This window comes from Streptomyces solitudinis (assembly GCF_036323765.1).
Taxonomy (GTDB): Bacteria; Actinomycetota; Actinomycetes; order Streptomycetales; family Streptomycetaceae; genus Streptomyces.
Map to the genome: position 1 here is coordinate 406,910 of NZ_JAZDCW010000002.1, position 15,883 is coordinate 422,792.

Genomic DNA, 15,883 nt, shown 5'->3' on the forward strand with positions numbered 1-15,883 from the left:
AGGACCACGCGGAACGTCCCCGCGCCGTGCCCGTCCACCGGGGAGTGGGCGGGCATGGCGCCGCGCCGGTGGCGGATGGGAGGCTGGCCCCGTCCGCCACCGGCACGAAGGAGAGCGCCGTGCTTCCGTCCGCCACCGCGTCCATGCGCCTGCTCGCCGCGGCCGTCATCGTCCACGACCCGGCGACCGACCGCGTCGTGCTGCTGCGCCGCGGCCCCCGCGCGAAGTTCGCCCGCGGCCGCTGGGACCTGCCGGTGGGCAAGAACGACCCGGGCGAGCCCGTGACCGCGACGGCGGTGCGCGAACTGCGCGAGGAGACGGGGCTGGTGGTGGCCGAGGACGAGCTGCGGCTGGCGCACGTGGTGCACGGGGCGCGCAGCGCCGAGTCCTCCGCCGGCTATCTGACCGTCGTCTTCGCGGCGCGGGCGTGGTCGGGGGAGCTGGTCAACGCCGAGCCGGAGAAGCACTCCGAGGTGTGCTGGACGCCGCTGGACGCGGTGCCGGACGACGCGTTGCCGCAGGCGGCCGAGGCCCTCGCCCGCTACCGCGCCGGTGAGCACGCCGTGCTGCTCACCGGCTGGGAGCCAGCCGCCACAGCGAGGTGACCTCGGCCGCCCGCGCCGCGTGGAGCGGGTCGCCGGCGTCGCTGGCGCGGGGGTGCGCGGGACGGGTGTCCAGCCGGTCCAGCACCGTGAGCCCGGCCTGCGCCACGAGCTCCAGCAGCTCGGCCCGGGAGCGCAGGCCGAGGTGCTCGGCGAGGTCGGACAGCAGCAGCCAGCCCTCCCCGCCGGGGGCCAGCGCGCCGGGCAGTCCGGCCAGGAAGCCGCGCAGCATGCGGCTGCCCGGGTCGTAGACGGCGTGCTCCACCGGTGACGTCACCTTCGCGGGCAGCCAGGGCGGGTTGCACACGACCAGCGGTGCGCGGACGGGCGGGAAGAGGTCGGCCGCCACCACCTCGACGCGGCCGGTGAGGCCGAGCCGGGTGGTGTTGTCGCGGGCGCAGTCCAGCGCCCGCGGGTCCTGGTCGGTGGCCACCACCCGGGCGACGCCGCGCCGGGCGAGGACGGCGGCCAGCACGCCGGTGCCCGTGCCGACGTCGACGGCGAGCGTCTGGTCGGCGGGCAGCGGCGCGCGGGCGACGAGGTCCACGTACTCGCCGCGCACCGGGGAGAAGACGCCGTAATAGGGATGGACGCGGTCGCCACCGAGCGCGGGCACGGGCACGCCCTTGCGCCGCCACTCGTGGGCGCCGATCACTCCCAGCAGTTCCCGCAGCGACACCGCGAGGCCGTCGGCCGCGCCGCCGTGCCCGGCGTCCTCCCAGGGCCCGTACGCCTCGGTGCAGGCGGCAGCTACGTCCGGCGCCCGGCGCAGCGGCACCACGTACCCGGGGTCCACCGGGACCAGGAGCATGCCGAGGAGGCGGGCCCGGCGGCCCTGGGCCTGCCGGTGCCGGTGGAACGCCTGGTACGGCGTGGGCGCGGCGGTGGCACCGGGGGCCGGCCGCGCACGGCGGCGCGGGGCCCGGTCGGCGCGCCGCCCGAGCGCCGTGAGCAGTTGCCGCGCACCCTGGAAGTCGCCGCGCCACAGCAGGGCCGTGCCCTCGCAGGCGAGCCGGAAGGCGGTGTCGGCGCGCATCGAGTCGTCGGCCTCCACCACCCGGTCCGGCACGGGTGCCGCCGACTCCGAGCGCCAGCGCAGCACGGGGGCGGAGGGGCCGAGGGGGAGGACGTCCATGCGACGACTGTATCCAGGTGCGCGCCGGACCCACGCCGGGCGTGTGCCCGCGCGCACCGCGCGACGACCGTACGCGAATGCATCGAACGGTAATACCACTAATGGTAGTTGATCTGCCACCCAGGGTAAGGGTGCCTTATGGCGACACCTATCACCGCCAGCGCCCTGCTGTCCGCTCTCCGGAATGAAGGCTGCCGGGTCGAGGAAGTGGGCGACTGGCGCAATCACCATCGCAATCATGTGGGGCGCTGGGGGCCGGTGCACGGTGTGATGATCCACCACACCGTGACGAACGGCGCCCGGAAGACCGTCGAACTGTGCCGCAGGGGCTACGCGGGCCTGCCGGGGCCGCTGTGCCACGGCGTCATCACCAAGGACGGCCGGGTCCACCTGGTCGGCCACGGGCGGGCCAACCACGCGGGCCTCGGGGACGACGATGTGCTGCGCGCGGTCATCGCGGAACGGCGCACCCCCTCACCGAACGAAAGGAACACCGACGGCAACACCCGCTTCTACGGCTTCGAGTGCGAGAACATGGGGGACGGGCGCGACCCCTGGCCCGAGGCGCAGATGGACGCCATCGCCCGGGCCGCGGCGGCGGTGTGCCGCCACCACGGCTGGAACGAGTGGTCCGTGATCGGCCACCTGGAGTGGACGCACCACAAGATCGATCCGCGCGGCTTCTCGATGGACTCCCTGCGGGAGCGCGTCAGGAAGCTCCTGGCCTGAGAATCGATCCGTGGAACCCCAGCCAGGACCCCAGCCGGCCCCGCCTCCCGCCACCCCCCACCGGCGGCCCGCCGCACCCGGCACGCGCCCACCAGCCGTGCCCGGGCCGCTGGCCGCCCGGCTGCCCTCGCCGCTCACGGAGTGCGGGGACGAACGCTTCACCCGGCGGGGCCTGCGGCTGCTCCTCAAGCGTGACGACCTCCTCCACCCGGCGCTGCCGGGCAACAAGTGGCGCAAACTGGTGCCCAACCTCGCGGCGGCCGCCGAGGCCGGCCACGACACGCTGCTCACCTTCGGCGGCGCCTACTCCAACCACCTGCGGGCCACCGCCGCGGCGGGACGGCTGCTGGGCCTGCGCACCGTCGGTGTGGTGCGCGGCGACGAACTGGCCCACCGGCCGCTCAACGACTCCCTCGCCCGCTGCCGGGCGGACGGGATGCGGCTCCACTTCGTCTCCCGCGCCGAGTACCGGCGCCGCGCGGAGCCGGAGTACACGGACGGCCTGCGCGAGCGCTTCGGCCCCTTCTTCCTCGTGCCCGAGGGCGGCAGCAACGCCCACGCGGTACGGGGCTGTGCGGCGCTGGGCCGGGAACTGCGCGGCACGGCGGACCTGGCGGCGGTCGCCTGCGGCACCGGCGGCACGCTCGCGGGCCTGGCGGCCGCGGGGCCGCCCGCGCTGGGCATTCCCGTACTCCGGGGGAGCTTCCTCGCGGACGAGGTCCGGCGGTTGCAGCGGGACGCGTTCGGCGGGCCGGCGGGCACCTGGCGGCTGGAGGAGCGTTTCCACTGCGGCGGTTACGCCCGCACCACACCCGCCCTCGAACGGTTCGCCCGCGCCTTCGAGCAGCGCCACGGCCTCGCGCTGGACCGGGTGTACGTGGCGAAGCTGCTGTTCGGGCTGGCCGTCCTCGCCGAGGAGGGCGCCTTCCCCCCGGGCACGACGATCGCCGCCGTCGTCACCGGCTAACCTCTCCCCCATGATCCGAGCCGCCACCCCCGCAGACGTCCCCGTCATCCGGGACATGATCCGCGAGCTCGCGGAGTACGAGCGCGCAGCCGACCACGCGAGGGCCACCGAGGAACAGCTCCACGAGGCGCTCTTCGGCGCCCACCCGGCCGCGTTCGCGCTGCTCGCCGAGGACGGCGGCGAGCCGCTGGGCTTCGCCCTGTGGTTCCGGAACTTCTCCACCTGGACCGGTACCCACGGCGTCTACCTGGAGGACCTGTACGTGCGTCCGTCCGCGCGCGGCGCGGGCCACGGCCGGGCCCTGCTGGCGGCGCTGGCGGGGATCTGCCGGGAGCGCGGCTACGAGCGCTTCGAGTGGTCCGTGCTGGACTGGAACGAGCCCTCGATCGGCTTCTACCGCTCCCTGGGCGCCGAGCCCATGAGCGGGTGGACGGTCTACCGTCTCGCCGGGGAGCCCCTGCGGGCGCTCGCGGAGGAGGCCGGGAAGACCGGTCTCAGCGGGGCGAAGAGCAACGCAGCGTAATATTCGCGGAATTGATACCGCCACACCTCTAGCCACGGACAGTACCCATGTGTTTACGATGGGTGACGTTCACGGTATGGGGCGGCGCGACTCCATCCGGGGGACAGCATGCCACGGATCGCGGTAGCGTCGCAGGCGGACCATCTGCTCGCGCCAGCCCGGCTCCCTCTGACCACCAGAGTACCGGCCCGGCGGCCGTGGCAGCTCAACCAGTTTGCGTCACCTTGGAGGTGAGGGTGTCCCAGATCGTAGGTGGGGAGAAGGACTTCGTCGAGGTCCGGCTGCCCGCGGCGGGTGCCTATCTGTCGGTGCTGCGGACGGCCACCGCCGGTCTCGCGGCCCGCTTGGACTTCACCCTCGACGAGATCGAGGATCTTCGCATCGCCGTCGACGAGGCGTGCGCGATCCTGCTCCAGCAAGCGGTGCCGGGCAGTGTGCTCAGTTGCGTCTTCACCCTGGTCGGTGACTCACTCAGAGTGACCGTCTCGGCGCCCACGACGGACGGTCGCGCCCCCGAGCGCGACACCTTTGCCTGGACGGTGCTCTCGGCGCTGGCGGGCGAAGTGGACTCGGCGGTCGCCGAGGACCGCACGGTCAGCATCAGCCTGCACAAGAAGCGCGGCGCCGGCCCCGGGGCATCGTGACCGATGCCACCGGGCCGGCCCGGGATGAGGGGGCCGGTATGAACGACCTGGAGCACGACGCGCCGGTCGGCCGTCATGACATGGCGGCGGATACGGCGATCCCGGAACAGCACGCACGGCCGCATCCGGCCGACCCAGGCCAGCGAACGGAGCAGGGCACCCGGACGGAGGTCATGAACGAGCAGCCGGAACAGCACACCGCCGAGGGCAGACCGAACGGCGCCGCAGACGGCAACGGCGCCGCCCGCCCGCCGGGCGGCGCGCCGGGGGCCGTGGACCGCACGGGCGCCCGGACGCTCTTCGTCGAGCTGCGCGGCCTGCCCGAAGGCTCACCGGAGCGCGCGGAGCTGCGCAACGCGCTCGTGCGGATGCACCTGCCGCTGGTCGAGCACCTGGCCCGCCGCTTCCGCAACCGGGGTGAGCCGCTGGACGACCTGACGCAGGTCGCCACCATCGGGCTCATCAAGTCGGTGGACCGGTTCGACCCCGAGCGGGGCGTGGAGTTCTCCACCTACGCGACCCCGACCGTCGTCGGCGAGATCAAACGGCACTTCCGCGACAAGGGCTGGGCGGTACGGGTGCCCCGGCGGCTCCAGGAGCTGCGGCTGTCGCTGTCCACCGCGACGGCGGAGCTGTCCCAGCAGCACGGCCGCGCCCCGACGGTGCACGAGCTGGCCGAGCGGCTGGCCATCTCCGAGGAGGACGTGCTGGAGGGCCTGGAATCCGCCAACGCCTACAGCACGCTCTCCCTCGACGTCCCGGACACCGACGACGAGTCGCCGGCCGTCGCCGAGACGCTCGGCGCGGAGGACGACGCCCTGGAGGGCGTGGAGTACCGCGAGTCGCTCAAGCCGCTGCTGGAGCAGCTTCCGCCGCGGGAGAAGAAGATCCTGCTGCTGCGGTTCTTCGGGAACATGACCCAGTCGCAGATCGCGCAGGAGGTCGGCATCTCGCAGATGCACGTCTCCCGGCTGCTGGCCCGCACGCTGGCCCAGCTCCGGGACAAGCTCCTGGTGGAGGAGTAGGGCTCGCCCGCCCCGCGCGGTTCAGGCGCCGCGCGGGCCGCCCGTGCCGACGCCGAGGGCCTCGGCGGAACGCGCGTGGAACAGACAGACCAGGACGGCGACGGCCACGGCCGCCAGGGCCAGCCCACCGGGCACCCAGAACCCGGTGCTGGAGGCCATCTGCCACCCCACCGGCAGTGCCAGGAGCTGGGTGAAGATCGCCGGGCTGCGGCTCCAGCGGCGCAGCCGCCACAGCCCGCGCGCCGTGGCAAACGGCAGCACGGCCAGCGCGAGCACGGTGAGCGCACCGGTGACGGCCTGCACGGCACTGTCCGGAGCGCCGGACGCCAGCATCACGAGCATCCCCACCGCGACCCCCGCCAGCGCGACGCCCTCCAGGGCGACCAGCGCGGCGGCCACGGCGAGCCGGGCCGGGCGGGCCCCGGCGGAGTCGGTGTCCGGTCCGGCGCCGGCGATGGGCTCGGTGTCGTCAGTCCTCACCCCGCCAGCGTAGCCCGGCGCCCGTCGCGCACCGGCGGCCGAGGGCGCGGGCGGACGCCGGGACCCCCCGTCCAGTCGGTAACCTGCACAGCATGCGCGCACTTCTCGTGGTCAACCCCAAGGCAACCACCACCAGCGCGCGCACCCGTGACGTCCTGGCCCACGCCCTGGCGAGCGACCTCAAGCTGGAGGTCGTCGGCACCGAGCACCGCGGGCACGCCCGGGAGCTGGCCCGGCAGGCGGCCGAGGGCGGCGAGACGGAGCTGGTGATCGCGCTCGGCGGCGACGGGACGGTGAACGAGGTCGTCAACGGGCTGCTGCACGGCGGCCCCGACCCGGAGGACCTCCCCCGGCTGGCCGTGGTGCCGGGTGGCTCCACGAACGTCTTCGCCCGCGCCCTCGGGCTGCCCAACGACGCCGTGGAGGCGACGGGGGCGCTGCTCGGCGCGCTGGAGGCGGGCAGCAGCCGCACGGTCGGCCTGGGGCTCGCCGCGGGGACGCCGGGCACCGACGACGCCGAGGTCCCGCCGCGCTGGTTCACCTTCTGCGCCGGGCTCGGCTTCGACGCGGGTGTCGTCGGCCGGGTGGAGCAGCAGCGGGAACTGGGGAAGCGCTCGACGCACGCCCTGTACCTGCGCCAGGTGCTGCGGCAGCTCGTCGGTGATCCGCACCGCAGACACGGCACGATCACGCTGGAACGCGCGGACGAGGAACCGGTCACAGGTTTGGCGGCGTCCATAGTGTGCAACACGGCTCCTTGGACGTTCCTTGGCAACAAACCGGTCTACGCGGCGCCCGAAGCCTCCTTCGACACGGCGCTCGACGTGCTCGGACTCGCCCGGCTCTCGTCGGCGGCGGTGACCCGTTACGGCACCCAGCTTCTGACGTCGTCGCCGGAGCGGGGGCCGCGGGGGAAGCACGCCGTGTCGCTGCACGACGTGACGGCCTTCACCTTGCATTCGCAGGTGCCGCTGCCGTTTCAGCTGGACGGTGACCACCTGGGACTCCGTACGAGCGTCAGCTTCACAGGCGTTCGGCGTGCACTGCGTGTGATTGTGTAAGTCGAACGCCAAAAAGTCCTTCTACTCGAACGTTTAGACCAGGCTCCACCCCCTAGAAGTACGGCTGTGAGCCAAGCGACACCAAGGAATCAAAAAAAACTTTCCGGAAGGGGTTGTATCCGCAGCCGAGGTTTGCGAGTCTCTTCGTGGCGGTTGGGACAGCCCTTCGAGGGGCTCCCGATACCGCCCGAACCCCCTCCTCATCGGTCTCTGGGACCCGCATCACATTTGCTGGTCGAGCCTTCCCTTGTCGGGGGATTCGTGAAAGCGTTCACATTCACAAGCCACGTACCACCACGCGTAGGAGATGGAGCAGCCATGGACTGGCGTCACAACGCCGTTTGCCGCGAGGAAGACCCCGAGCTCTTCTTCCCCATCGGCAACACCGGTCCTGCGCTGCTGCAGATCGAGGAAGCCAAGGCCGTCTGCCGCCGCTGCCCCGTTCAGGAGCAGTGCCTGCAGTGGGCCCTGGAGTCCGGTCAGGACTCCGGCGTCTGGGGTGGCCTCAGCGAGGACGAGCGTCGCGCGATGAAGCGCCGCGCCGCCCGCAACCGCGCGCGTAAGGCGACCGCCTGACGCCCGGTAGGGTCATCCGCTGCCCCGAGCCGCAGCACGCAGTGCCGGCAACGCACCGCTAGCACGCACCACGCCGCCCGAGCCCCGGGCCGCCCGGAATCCTCCGGACGGCCCGGGGCTCAGCGCTTTTCCGGCGGCACCGGCAGGTCGAACCGGACCAGGGTGCCGCGCCCGGCGGCGGGCGCCATGGTGAACACCCCGCCCAGTTCGCCCTCCACGAGCGTCCGGACGATCTGGAGTCCGAGGTTGCCCGAGGTGCGGACGTCGAAGTCCTCCGCCAGCCCCTTCCCGTCGTCCTGGACGGTGACCAGCAGCCGGGTCGCGCCCCGCGGCGCTCCCCCGCCCTCCGCCACGCTGCGGACGGCCCCGACCTCCACCGAGCCCTGCTCCCCCGGGCCGTAACCGTGTTCCAGCGCGTTCTGGAGCACCTCGGTGAGGACCATGGACAGCGGGGTGGCGACCTCGGCGGGCAGGATGCCGAACCGTCCGGTGCGGCGGCCCGTCACCTTGCCCGGGGCGATCTCCGCGACCATCGCGAGCACCCGGTCGGCGATCTCGTCGAAATCGACCCGCTCGTCCAGGTTCTGCGACAGCGTCTCGTGCACGATGGCGATCGAACCGACCCGCCGCACCGCCTCCTCCAGCGCCTCCCGCGCGCTGCTGTCCCCGGCCGCCCCGATGCGGCGGGCCTGCAGCCGCAGCAGCGCGGCCACCGTCTGGAGGTTGTTCTTCACCCGGTGGTGGATCTCGCGGATCGTCGCGTCCTTGGTGATCAGTTCGCGCTCCCTGCGCCGCAGCTCGGTGACGTCGCGGAGCAGGACCAGCGAACCGATGCGGGTGTCCCTGGGTTTGAGCGGGATCGCACGGAGCTGCACCACGCACTCACCGCCCTCGATCTCCGCCTCCCGGGGCGCCCAGCCGCTCGCCAGCCTGGCCAGCGACTCGTCCACCGGGCCCCGCGACGGGGCCAGTTCCGCCGTCGTCCGTCCCAGGTGCAGGCCCACCAGGTCGGCGGCGAGTCCGAGCCGGTGGTACGCGGAGAGGGCGTTGGGGCTCGCGTACTGCACGTACCCCTCGGCGTCCAGCCGGATCAGCCCGTCACCCACCCGGGGGGAGGCGTCCATGTCCACCTGCTGCCCGGGGAAGGGGAACGCGCCCGCGGCGATCATCTGGGCCAGGTCCGATGCGCTCTGCAGGTAGGTGAGTTCCAGGCGGCTCGGCGTGCGCACGGTCAGCAGGTTCGTGTTGCGGGCGATCACCCCGAGGACCCGGCCCTCGCGGCGCACCGGGATCGACTCGACGCGCACCGGCACCTCCTCGCGCCACTCCGGATCGCCCTCCCGGACGATGCGGCCCTCGTCGAGCGCCGCGTCCAGCAGCGGCCGGCGCCCCCTCGGGACCAGGTGGCCGACCATGTCGTCCTGGTAGGAGGTGGGACCGGTGTTGGGGCGCATCTGGGCGATGGAGACGTACCGGGTGCCGTCCCGGGTCGGCACCCACAGCACGAGGTCCGCGAAGGAGAGGTCCGACAGGAGCTGCCACTCGGACACCAGCAGGTGCAGCCACTCGAGGTCGGACTCCCCGAGGGCGGTGTGCTGGCGGACGAGATCGTTCATGGAGGGCACCAGGCGAGCCTAACGGGCACGGATCGCGTCCCGGCCCTGTCCCCCGGGGCCGTTGTGCGCAAGAATCGACAGCGGCAGCCGTCGCGCGGCCCCGAGTCCGTTCAGGGAATGGACGGGGGATGGACAAGACGAATGGTCTAGTCCACAATGGACCGCAGTACGATCACAGCAGACTTCCGCCCTCCCCGCACAGGAGGGTGGAGCGAGATCCCGGCGCTCTCTGCCCTGACTGCGCCTGGGTCTCCGGTCGCTCCGGGCTGCGGTGCCGGGTGGGTTGAGGGTCCCGCCCGAGCGCCGCGGCCCGAAGTGCGTTCTGAAGTCGTACGCGCGGCTGCACACCGCCGCCTAGCCGTCGCCCCCGGCTCCTCACACCCCGGCCACGCACGCGTCGCCGTGGCCGCCACCGCCTCCAGCTCCGCCCGCAGGGCGCCGAAGCGTGCACGCGACGGGCGGCGCGCTGCTGGGACGCGCACGGCTCCGCGCCCCGGCGGGAGGTCGGACGACCCCCGCCGGGGCGCGGGAACGCGGGTCAGACGCCGGTGGCACCACCGGCGATGACCTCGGCGGCGGCCCGGCCGCAGACGCGGGCCGCGCCGTGCGTCACGATGTGCAGCGCCCCGGCCGGCGGTGCCTGCGGCACGCCCATCTCGACGACGACCGTGTCGGGCCGGGCGGCGAGCAGGGCGTCCAGCACGTCCGCCATCCACGGGTGCCGGTGGACGTCGCGGACGACCGCGACGACCTTGCGGTCCCCGGCGGCGCCCAGGACGTCCGCCACCAGTGCCTCCGTACCGGCCCGCTCCGCCTCCGCCCGGCGCCACGCACACGTGGTGGTGCCGGGAAGCAGGCGGTCCAGCTCCGCACCGAGGCCCCACGGGGTCTCGTCGCCCACGGCGATGTTGGACACCGGCGCGAACTCCGCCACGTGGGGCGGCTCGGCGGGCGCCTGCCAGGGCTGCGCCGCGGTGACGCGCAGCGCCCGGCGAGCGGCCTCCAGGCCGATCTCCGGGGCGGGCGCGCTCCCCTGCTGCCGGGACCCGCGCGCCTGCTGCGCCGTCCAGTGGGCGAGCGTCCGTACCCGGGCGGCGGCCTCGGCGAGCCGCTCCTCGGGCAGGTCGCCGTCGCGCACGGCCCGCACCAGGGCCTCCCGCAGCCGCAGGACGGTCTCCTCGTCGGCCAGTCCGCCGCCCACGCAGATGGCGTCCGCACCGGCGGCCAGGGCCAGGACGGTGCCGCGCTCGATGCCGTGGGTGTCGGCGATCGCGCTCATCTCCACCGCGTCGGTGACGATCAACCCGTCGAAGCCGAGTCCGCCCTGCGCGGCGGGTGCGCGCAGCAGGCCGGTGAGCACGGACGGGCTGAGCGTCGCCGGCAGCTCCGGGTCCAGCGCGGGCAGCAGGATGTGGGCGCTCATGACGACCTTGCTGCCCGCGGCCACCGCGGCGCGGAACGGGACGAGCTCGCGCGCCCACAGCGTCTCGGCGTCCACGTCGATGCGGGGCAGGGCGTGGTGGGAGTCGACGCTGGTGTCGCCGTGCCCGGGGAAGTGCTTGGTGCACGCGGCCACACCCGCGGCCTGCATCCCCTCGACGTAGGCGGCGGTGTGCCGGGCCACGAGGCCGGGTTCGGCGCCGAAGGAGCGGACGCCGATGACGGGGTTGCCGGGGTTGGAGTTGACGTCCGCGGAGGGAGCCCAGTTCAGGTTCACCCCGCAGGCGGCGAGCCGCCGGCCCAGCTCGTGGGCGACGCCCCGGGTGAGGTCCGGGTCGTCGACGGCGCCCAGCGCGAGGTTGCCGGGGAAGGAGGACCCGGTGCGCACTTCGAGCCGGGTGACGTCGCCGCCCTCCTCGTCGATGGCGACGAGGACGTCGGGGCGCACCGCGCGCAGCTCCGCGGTGAGCTGGGCCAGTTGCTCCGGCGAGGTGATGTTGCGCCCGAACAGGCCGACGGCCGTCAGCCCGTCCGCGAGCTGCCGCAGCAGCCACTGCGGCGCCCTCGTCCCGGTGAAGCCGGGCTGGAGCACCGCGAGGGCGTCCCGGGTCAGGGTGTCCGTCTCACGAGCGAGGATGGTCATGGAGCTATCCCTTCACCGCGCCGGAGGTCAGCCCGGCCGCCATTTTCTTCTGCACGATCATGAAGAAGATGACCACGGGGATGGCGACCATCACGGACCCGGCCATCAAGGCCCCGTAGTCGGTTCCCCGGTCAGTGGTGAAGTTCATCAGCCACACGTTGAGGGTGTACTTGTCGTTGTCCTGCATGAGGATGTACGCGAACAGGTACTCGTTCCACGCGGTGATCAGCGCGAAGATCGACGCGGCGGCGAGCCCCGGTGCGAGCAGCGGCAGGATCACCCGGGCGAAGGCACCCATCCGGGTGCAGCCGTCCACCATGGCGGACTCCTCCAGCTCCCTGGGGACGTTCACCACGAAGCCGCGGATCATCCAGGTGGTGAACGGCAGCACCGACACCAGGTAGACGACGATGACGCCCCAGTACTCGTTCAGCGCGCCCATGGCGTTGAGCTGCACGTAGATGGGGATGAGCATGGCCGTCGGCGGCAGGAGCTGCACGAGGATCAGCACCATCATGAATGCCTTGCGGCCGACGAAGTTGAACCGGCCGATGGCGAGCGCGGCGATGGTGCCGATGAGCATCGCCCCGAGCACCGAGGTGACGCAGATGATCAGGCTGCTCTGGACGGCCGTCCAGAAGAAGCCCGTCTCCGTGGCGCGGACGAAGTTGTCGAACGTGATGGAGGTGGGCAGCAGCGACTGGTCGTAGCTGCGGATCTCGTGGTTGGGCCGCAGCGAGCTGAGGAGGAGCCAGTACACGGGGAAGGCCATGATCAGGAACATGATCAGGCCGAGGACGTTGTAGCCCAGCCGGTGCTTCTTGCGGTCCGGACGCAGTTCCTGCCGCGGCCGGGCGGCGGGGTCGGCCGGCGCGCCGGGAACGGCTTTCGGCGCCGTGGTGGGGGCGGAGGTCGTCACTCGACTTCTCCCGTCTTGAGGAGCTGGCGCAGGTAGTACACGGCCACCCCGGAGAGCAGCAGCACGGTGATCAGCGCGATCGCCGTGCCCTGGCTGAACGAGGAGCTGACGAACGCCTTCTGGAAGGAGTAGATGCCCAGCAGCTCGTACTCCGGCTCCGGCTTGTTGCCGCGCATCAGGAAGACCTGGCCGAAGACGTTGAAGTCCCAGATCACCGACAGCGTGGCGACCATCTGGAAGACGGGCTTGATGACGGGGAAGACGACGTTGCGGAAGACGCCGAACGCGCCCGCGCCGTCGAGCTGCGCCGCCTCCTCCAGCTCCTTGGGCACCTGCATGAGCGCCGCGTACAGCGTGACGGTGACGAACGGCACCGCGCCCCAGATGACGACCGCAGCGATGATCATGAACCCCTGTTTGGGGTCGATGAACCAGTTGTGGCCCTGGAAGTCGATGCCAGGGAGCTTGCTGAGCGTGCTGTTGACGACGCCGTAGTCGGAGTCCGACAGCCACCGGAAGATGGAGGTGGACACCAGCAGCGGCATGGACCAGGCGGCCACCAGCGCGCCGGTGAGCAGCAGCCGCACCCAGGTGGACAGCCGCTGCATCAGCAGGGCGGTGCCCAGTCCGGCCGCCATCGTCACGAACACGCACACCACCATGAAGGCGACGGTCCGCCAGGTGACGTCCCAGAACTGCGGGTCCGTGAGGATGTTGGTGAACTGTTCGAAGCCCACCCACGGCGGCGTGGCGCCCGTCCACAGCTCCCGCCGTCCCATGTCCTGGAAGGACATGATCACCGTCTTGACCAGCGGCCAGGCGAAGACGGCGGCGATGGCGACGATCGCCGGGCCTATGAGCAGGTACGGCAGGGCCGAGCCGGAGTTCTTCTTGCTGGGGCGCAGCGGCTCCCTGGTCGGCTTGATGCCGTGTTCCTCCGGCTGCCGGGGGCTCGTCACCGGCGGGTCGGGGGATTTCGTGTCGGCGGCAGTCACGTCACCGGCCTTCCGTTCGTTCTCGTCACCACATGGGCGCACCGGGCGGGGACCCGTCCTTGGTCCCCGCCCGGGTACGCATGGCCCCGTCGGATCAGGCCTCGTTGTTGATCAGTTCGTCGATCTGCTGGTCGGCCTTCTTGGTGGCCTCGGCCACCGGGGTGCCCTTGATGATGTCCAGCAGCATGTTCGGAAGGATCAGCTCCTTCTCGATCGACGTCCAGCCCGGGGCGATCGGGGTGAACCAGGCGTCCGGCACCGCGTTGGCGATGGGCGCGGTCTCCGGGTTGTCCTTGAGCGGTTCGAGCTGCTTGGTGTTGTTCGGCAGGATGTTCTTGGAGGCGAGCACCTCCATGGACTTCTCACTGGTGAAGAGCGAGATCCACTCTTCGCCCAGGTCCTTGACCTCGGACTTCTCGATCACCGCGAGGTCGGAGCCGCCGATGAAGGACGGCAGGGCCTCGCCGTTGGGGCCGGGCATGCCGGCCGTGGCGATCTTGCCCTCCAGCTCCGGGTTGCCGGTCTCGCCCTCGACCACGGAGCCGGCCTCCCAGCCGTTGCCGTAGATGAGCGCGGTCTTCTCGTTCGCCATGACGTTGGCGTGGTCCTGCTCGTCCTTGGTCTTGTCCGCGTTGTTGTACGTGTTGACCAGGTCGGCGAAGTGCTCCAGGCCCTTCTGGGCCTCCGGGGTGCTGAGCGTGGCCTTCCACTCGCCCTTGCCCTCGTCGTACTCGGCGATCTGGCCGCCGTAGGCCGCGACGTAGGACATCGCCGCGTACCAGTACTTGCCGGGGAGGTAGAGGGGGGAGAACGCCGGGTCGTCGCCGTACTCGTCACCGAGCTTGGCCAGGGCGTCCTTCAGCTCGTCCTCGGTCTGCGGCAGCTCCTTGGAGCCGGTGGCCTTCTCGAACATCTCGGTGTTGAGAATGGCGACCCGGGCACCCGCGTAGTAAGGAACGCAGTAGAGCTTGCCTTCGAAGGTGCAGGTGTCCCGCAGGCCCTGGATCCAGGTGTCGGTATTCTCGTACTTCGACTCGTCCACCTCGGCGAGGGCGCCGTTGAGGATGTACGTCATCGTCTCGGTGTTGCCGAGTTCGACGACGTCGGGGAATTTGCTGCCACCGAGGGCGGTGTCGAGCTTCTTGGCCTTGTCACCCCACTGCTGGTACTGGACCTTGACCGTGACGTTGGGGTACTTCTCCTTGAACTGGGCGTTGACGTCCTTGACCAGTTCGGGCCAGGTGCTCTCCGCGTCGTTCATCAGCCACACGGTGAGCGTCTCGCTGCGCTCCTGGGGGTCCTGGGAGGCGTTGCCGCCCCCCTCCGAACCACATGCCGCGAGTCCCATCATGGCCGCGACGCCGATGGCCGCTGTGAGCTTGCGCTTCACGTCACCCTCCTCGGGGATGCAGAAACCTCCCGCCCACCGCGAAGACATACGACGAAGTAGTGCCCGTGGGACTGGGATTGGTCTTTAATGGTTTAGACCAGTGCCCGCAGCTTGGCCTAGACCTATAGGGGTGTCAAGGGTGTATAAGAAGGGCAGTCCGGTCCGTTACCGGAACGACACCTGGGTCGGGTGGCGGCCGCTCGCGGCCGGGGCCGTGCCACGATGTGAGCCGCTTACATACGGAGTCGGAGGAAGCCGGTGACGGCAGCAGGACGACAGGAGCCGGGACGACGTGCGGTGGGCGCCGCCACGTCCCCCGCGGTGACCGCCGTCGAGGGGACCGGCGGGCTCGGCGGGGCGGGACGGATGGGTACCGCGGAGGGCGCGGCCCCGGGCAACGGCGCGACGCGCACCGCCCGCATCCCCAAGTACTACCGCCTCAAACGGCATCTGCTGGAGATGACCGAAACCATGCCCCCCGGCACGCCCGTGCCGCCGGAGCGCACGCTCGCCACGGAGTTCGACACCTCCCGCACGACGGTGCGGCAGGCGCTCCAGGAACTGGTCGTCGAGGGGCGGCTGGAGCGCATCCAGGGCAAGGGCACCTTCGTCGCCAAGCCCAAGGTCTCGCAGGCGCTCCAGCTCACCTCCTACACCGAGGACATGCGGGCGCAGGGCCTGGAGCCGACCTCGCAGCTCCTGGACATCGGCTACATCACCGCCGACGACCGGCTGGCCGGACTGCTCGACGTCCCCGCGGGCGGGCGGGCGCTGCGCATCGAACGGCTGCGGCTGGCGAGCGGGGAGCCGATGGCCATCGAGACGACGCACCTCTCGCAGAAGCGCTTCCCGGCGCTGCGGCGCAGCCTGGTCAAGTACACCTCTCTCTACACCGCGCTGTCCGAGGTCTACGACGTCCACCTCGCGGAGGCCGAGGAGACCATCGAGACCTCCCTCGCCTCCCCGCGCGAGGCCGGTCTGCTGGGCACGGACGTGGGCCTGCCGATGCTCATGCTCTCCCGGCACTCCTTCGACAAGGACGGCGAGCCGGTCGAGTGGGTGTGCTCGGTCTACCGGGGGGACCGGTACAAGTTCGTCGCCCGCCTGCGGCGGCCCCAGCAGTGAGCGACGCGGCGCA

At 71.9% G+C, this 15,883-nt stretch carries 16 protein-coding genes; 9 read left to right on the top strand and 7 right to left on the bottom strand.

Going from position 1 to position 15,883, the window contains the following annotated elements:
• The first annotated feature begins 119 nt into the window (after window positions 1–119).
• Window positions 120–605, top strand: coding sequence for an NUDIX domain-containing protein (locus tag V1J52_RS05445; RefSeq protein WP_330138439.1), 486 nt, complete (start codon window positions 120–122; stop codon window positions 603–605).
• Here the strand turns inward: V1J52_RS05445 and V1J52_RS05450 are convergent.
• Complete coding sequence (locus tag V1J52_RS05450; RefSeq protein ID WP_330138440.1) at window positions 571–1,737, bottom strand: methyltransferase; 1,167 nt, start codon at window positions 1,735–1,737, stop codon at window positions 571–573. The genes V1J52_RS05445 and V1J52_RS05450 overlap by 35 nt on opposite strands.
• Before the next feature lie 138 nt (window positions 1,738–1,875).
• Here V1J52_RS05450 and V1J52_RS05455 point away from each other — a divergent pair, with 138 nt between their 5' ends.
• The 5 genes from V1J52_RS05455 to V1J52_RS05475 all read left to right on the top strand — a co-directional run bounded on the left by V1J52_RS05455 (window position 1,876) and on the right by V1J52_RS05475 (window position 5,625).
• Entirely contained in the window at window positions 1,876–2,466 is a 591-nt protein-coding gene (locus tag V1J52_RS05455) for an N-acetylmuramoyl-L-alanine amidase (RefSeq protein WP_330138441.1), read from the top strand.
• A gap of 97 nt (window positions 2,467–2,563) precedes the next feature.
• Window positions 2,564–3,433: a 1-aminocyclopropane-1-carboxylate deaminase/D-cysteine desulfhydrase gene (locus V1J52_RS05460; RefSeq protein WP_330138835.1), complete on the top strand. Its 870-nt coding sequence runs from the start codon at window positions 2,564–2,566 to the stop codon at window positions 3,431–3,433.
• A gap of 10 nt (window positions 3,434–3,443) precedes the next feature.
• A complete protein-coding gene (locus V1J52_RS05465; RefSeq protein WP_330138442.1) occupies window positions 3,444–3,956 on the top strand; it encodes a GNAT family N-acetyltransferase in 513 nt (170 codons plus the stop codon).
• A 236-nt stretch (window positions 3,957–4,192) separates the two neighbouring features.
• On the top strand, window positions 4,193–4,600 hold the full coding sequence (locus V1J52_RS05470) for an ATP-binding protein (protein ID WP_330138443.1): 408 nt from the start codon (window positions 4,193–4,195) through the stop codon (window positions 4,598–4,600).
• Window positions 4,489–5,625 (top strand): RNA polymerase sigma factor SigF, encoded by a 1,137-nt coding sequence (locus V1J52_RS05475; protein WP_443075737.1) that lies wholly within the window; start codon window positions 4,489–4,491, stop codon window positions 5,623–5,625. The genes V1J52_RS05470 and V1J52_RS05475 overlap by 112 nt, the downstream gene beginning before the upstream one ends.
• 21 nt (window positions 5,626–5,646) lie before the next feature.
• Here V1J52_RS05475 and V1J52_RS05480 read toward each other — a convergent pair whose 3' ends face one another.
• Window positions 5,647–6,105, bottom strand: a complete 459-nt coding sequence (locus V1J52_RS05480) for a hypothetical protein (RefSeq protein WP_330138444.1) — start codon at window positions 6,103–6,105, stop codon at window positions 5,647–5,649.
• 92 nt (window positions 6,106–6,197) lie between these two features.
• Here V1J52_RS05480 and V1J52_RS05485 point away from each other — a divergent pair, with 92 nt between their 5' ends.
• Window positions 6,198–7,166, top strand: a complete 969-nt coding sequence (locus V1J52_RS05485) for a diacylglycerol/lipid kinase family protein (RefSeq protein WP_330138445.1) — start codon at window positions 6,198–6,200, stop codon at window positions 7,164–7,166.
• Between the two features lie 318 nt (window positions 7,167–7,484).
• Entirely contained in the window at window positions 7,485–7,742 is a 258-nt protein-coding gene (locus V1J52_RS05490) for a WhiB family transcriptional regulator (RefSeq protein ID WP_191211014.1), read from the top strand.
• A 119-nt stretch (window positions 7,743–7,861) separates the two neighbouring features.
• Here V1J52_RS05490 and V1J52_RS05495 read toward each other — a convergent pair whose 3' ends face one another.
• From V1J52_RS05495 to V1J52_RS05515, 5 genes are all read right to left on the bottom strand, one after another.
• Window positions 7,862–9,358: a histidine kinase N-terminal domain-containing protein gene (locus V1J52_RS05495; RefSeq protein WP_330138446.1), complete on the bottom strand. Its 1,497-nt coding sequence runs from the start codon at window positions 9,356–9,358 to the stop codon at window positions 7,862–7,864.
• A 538-nt stretch (window positions 9,359–9,896) separates the two neighbouring features.
• Window positions 9,897–11,441, bottom strand: coding sequence for a glycoside hydrolase family 3 protein (locus V1J52_RS05500; protein WP_330138447.1), 1,545 nt, complete (start codon window positions 11,439–11,441; stop codon window positions 9,897–9,899).
• A 4-nt stretch (window positions 11,442–11,445) separates the two neighbouring features.
• Window positions 11,446–12,225, bottom strand: coding sequence for a carbohydrate ABC transporter permease (locus V1J52_RS05505; RefSeq protein WP_330138837.1), 780 nt, complete (start codon window positions 12,223–12,225; stop codon window positions 11,446–11,448).
• 131 nt (window positions 12,226–12,356) lie between these two features.
• Window positions 12,357–13,355: a carbohydrate ABC transporter permease gene (locus tag V1J52_RS05510; RefSeq protein WP_330138448.1), complete on the bottom strand. Its 999-nt coding sequence runs from the start codon at window positions 13,353–13,355 to the stop codon at window positions 12,357–12,359.
• Window positions 13,356–13,449: 94 nt separating this feature from the next.
• Complete coding sequence (locus V1J52_RS05515; protein WP_330138449.1) at window positions 13,450–14,745, bottom strand: extracellular solute-binding protein; 1,296 nt, start codon at window positions 14,743–14,745, stop codon at window positions 13,450–13,452.
• 366 nt (window positions 14,746–15,111) lie between these two features.
• On the opposite strand from V1J52_RS05515, the gene V1J52_RS05520 reads away from it, so the two are divergent.
• Window positions 15,112–15,870, top strand: coding sequence for a GntR family transcriptional regulator (locus tag V1J52_RS05520; RefSeq protein WP_330138838.1), 759 nt, complete (start codon window positions 15,112–15,114; stop codon window positions 15,868–15,870).
• Window positions 15,871–15,883 lie beyond the last annotated feature (13 nt).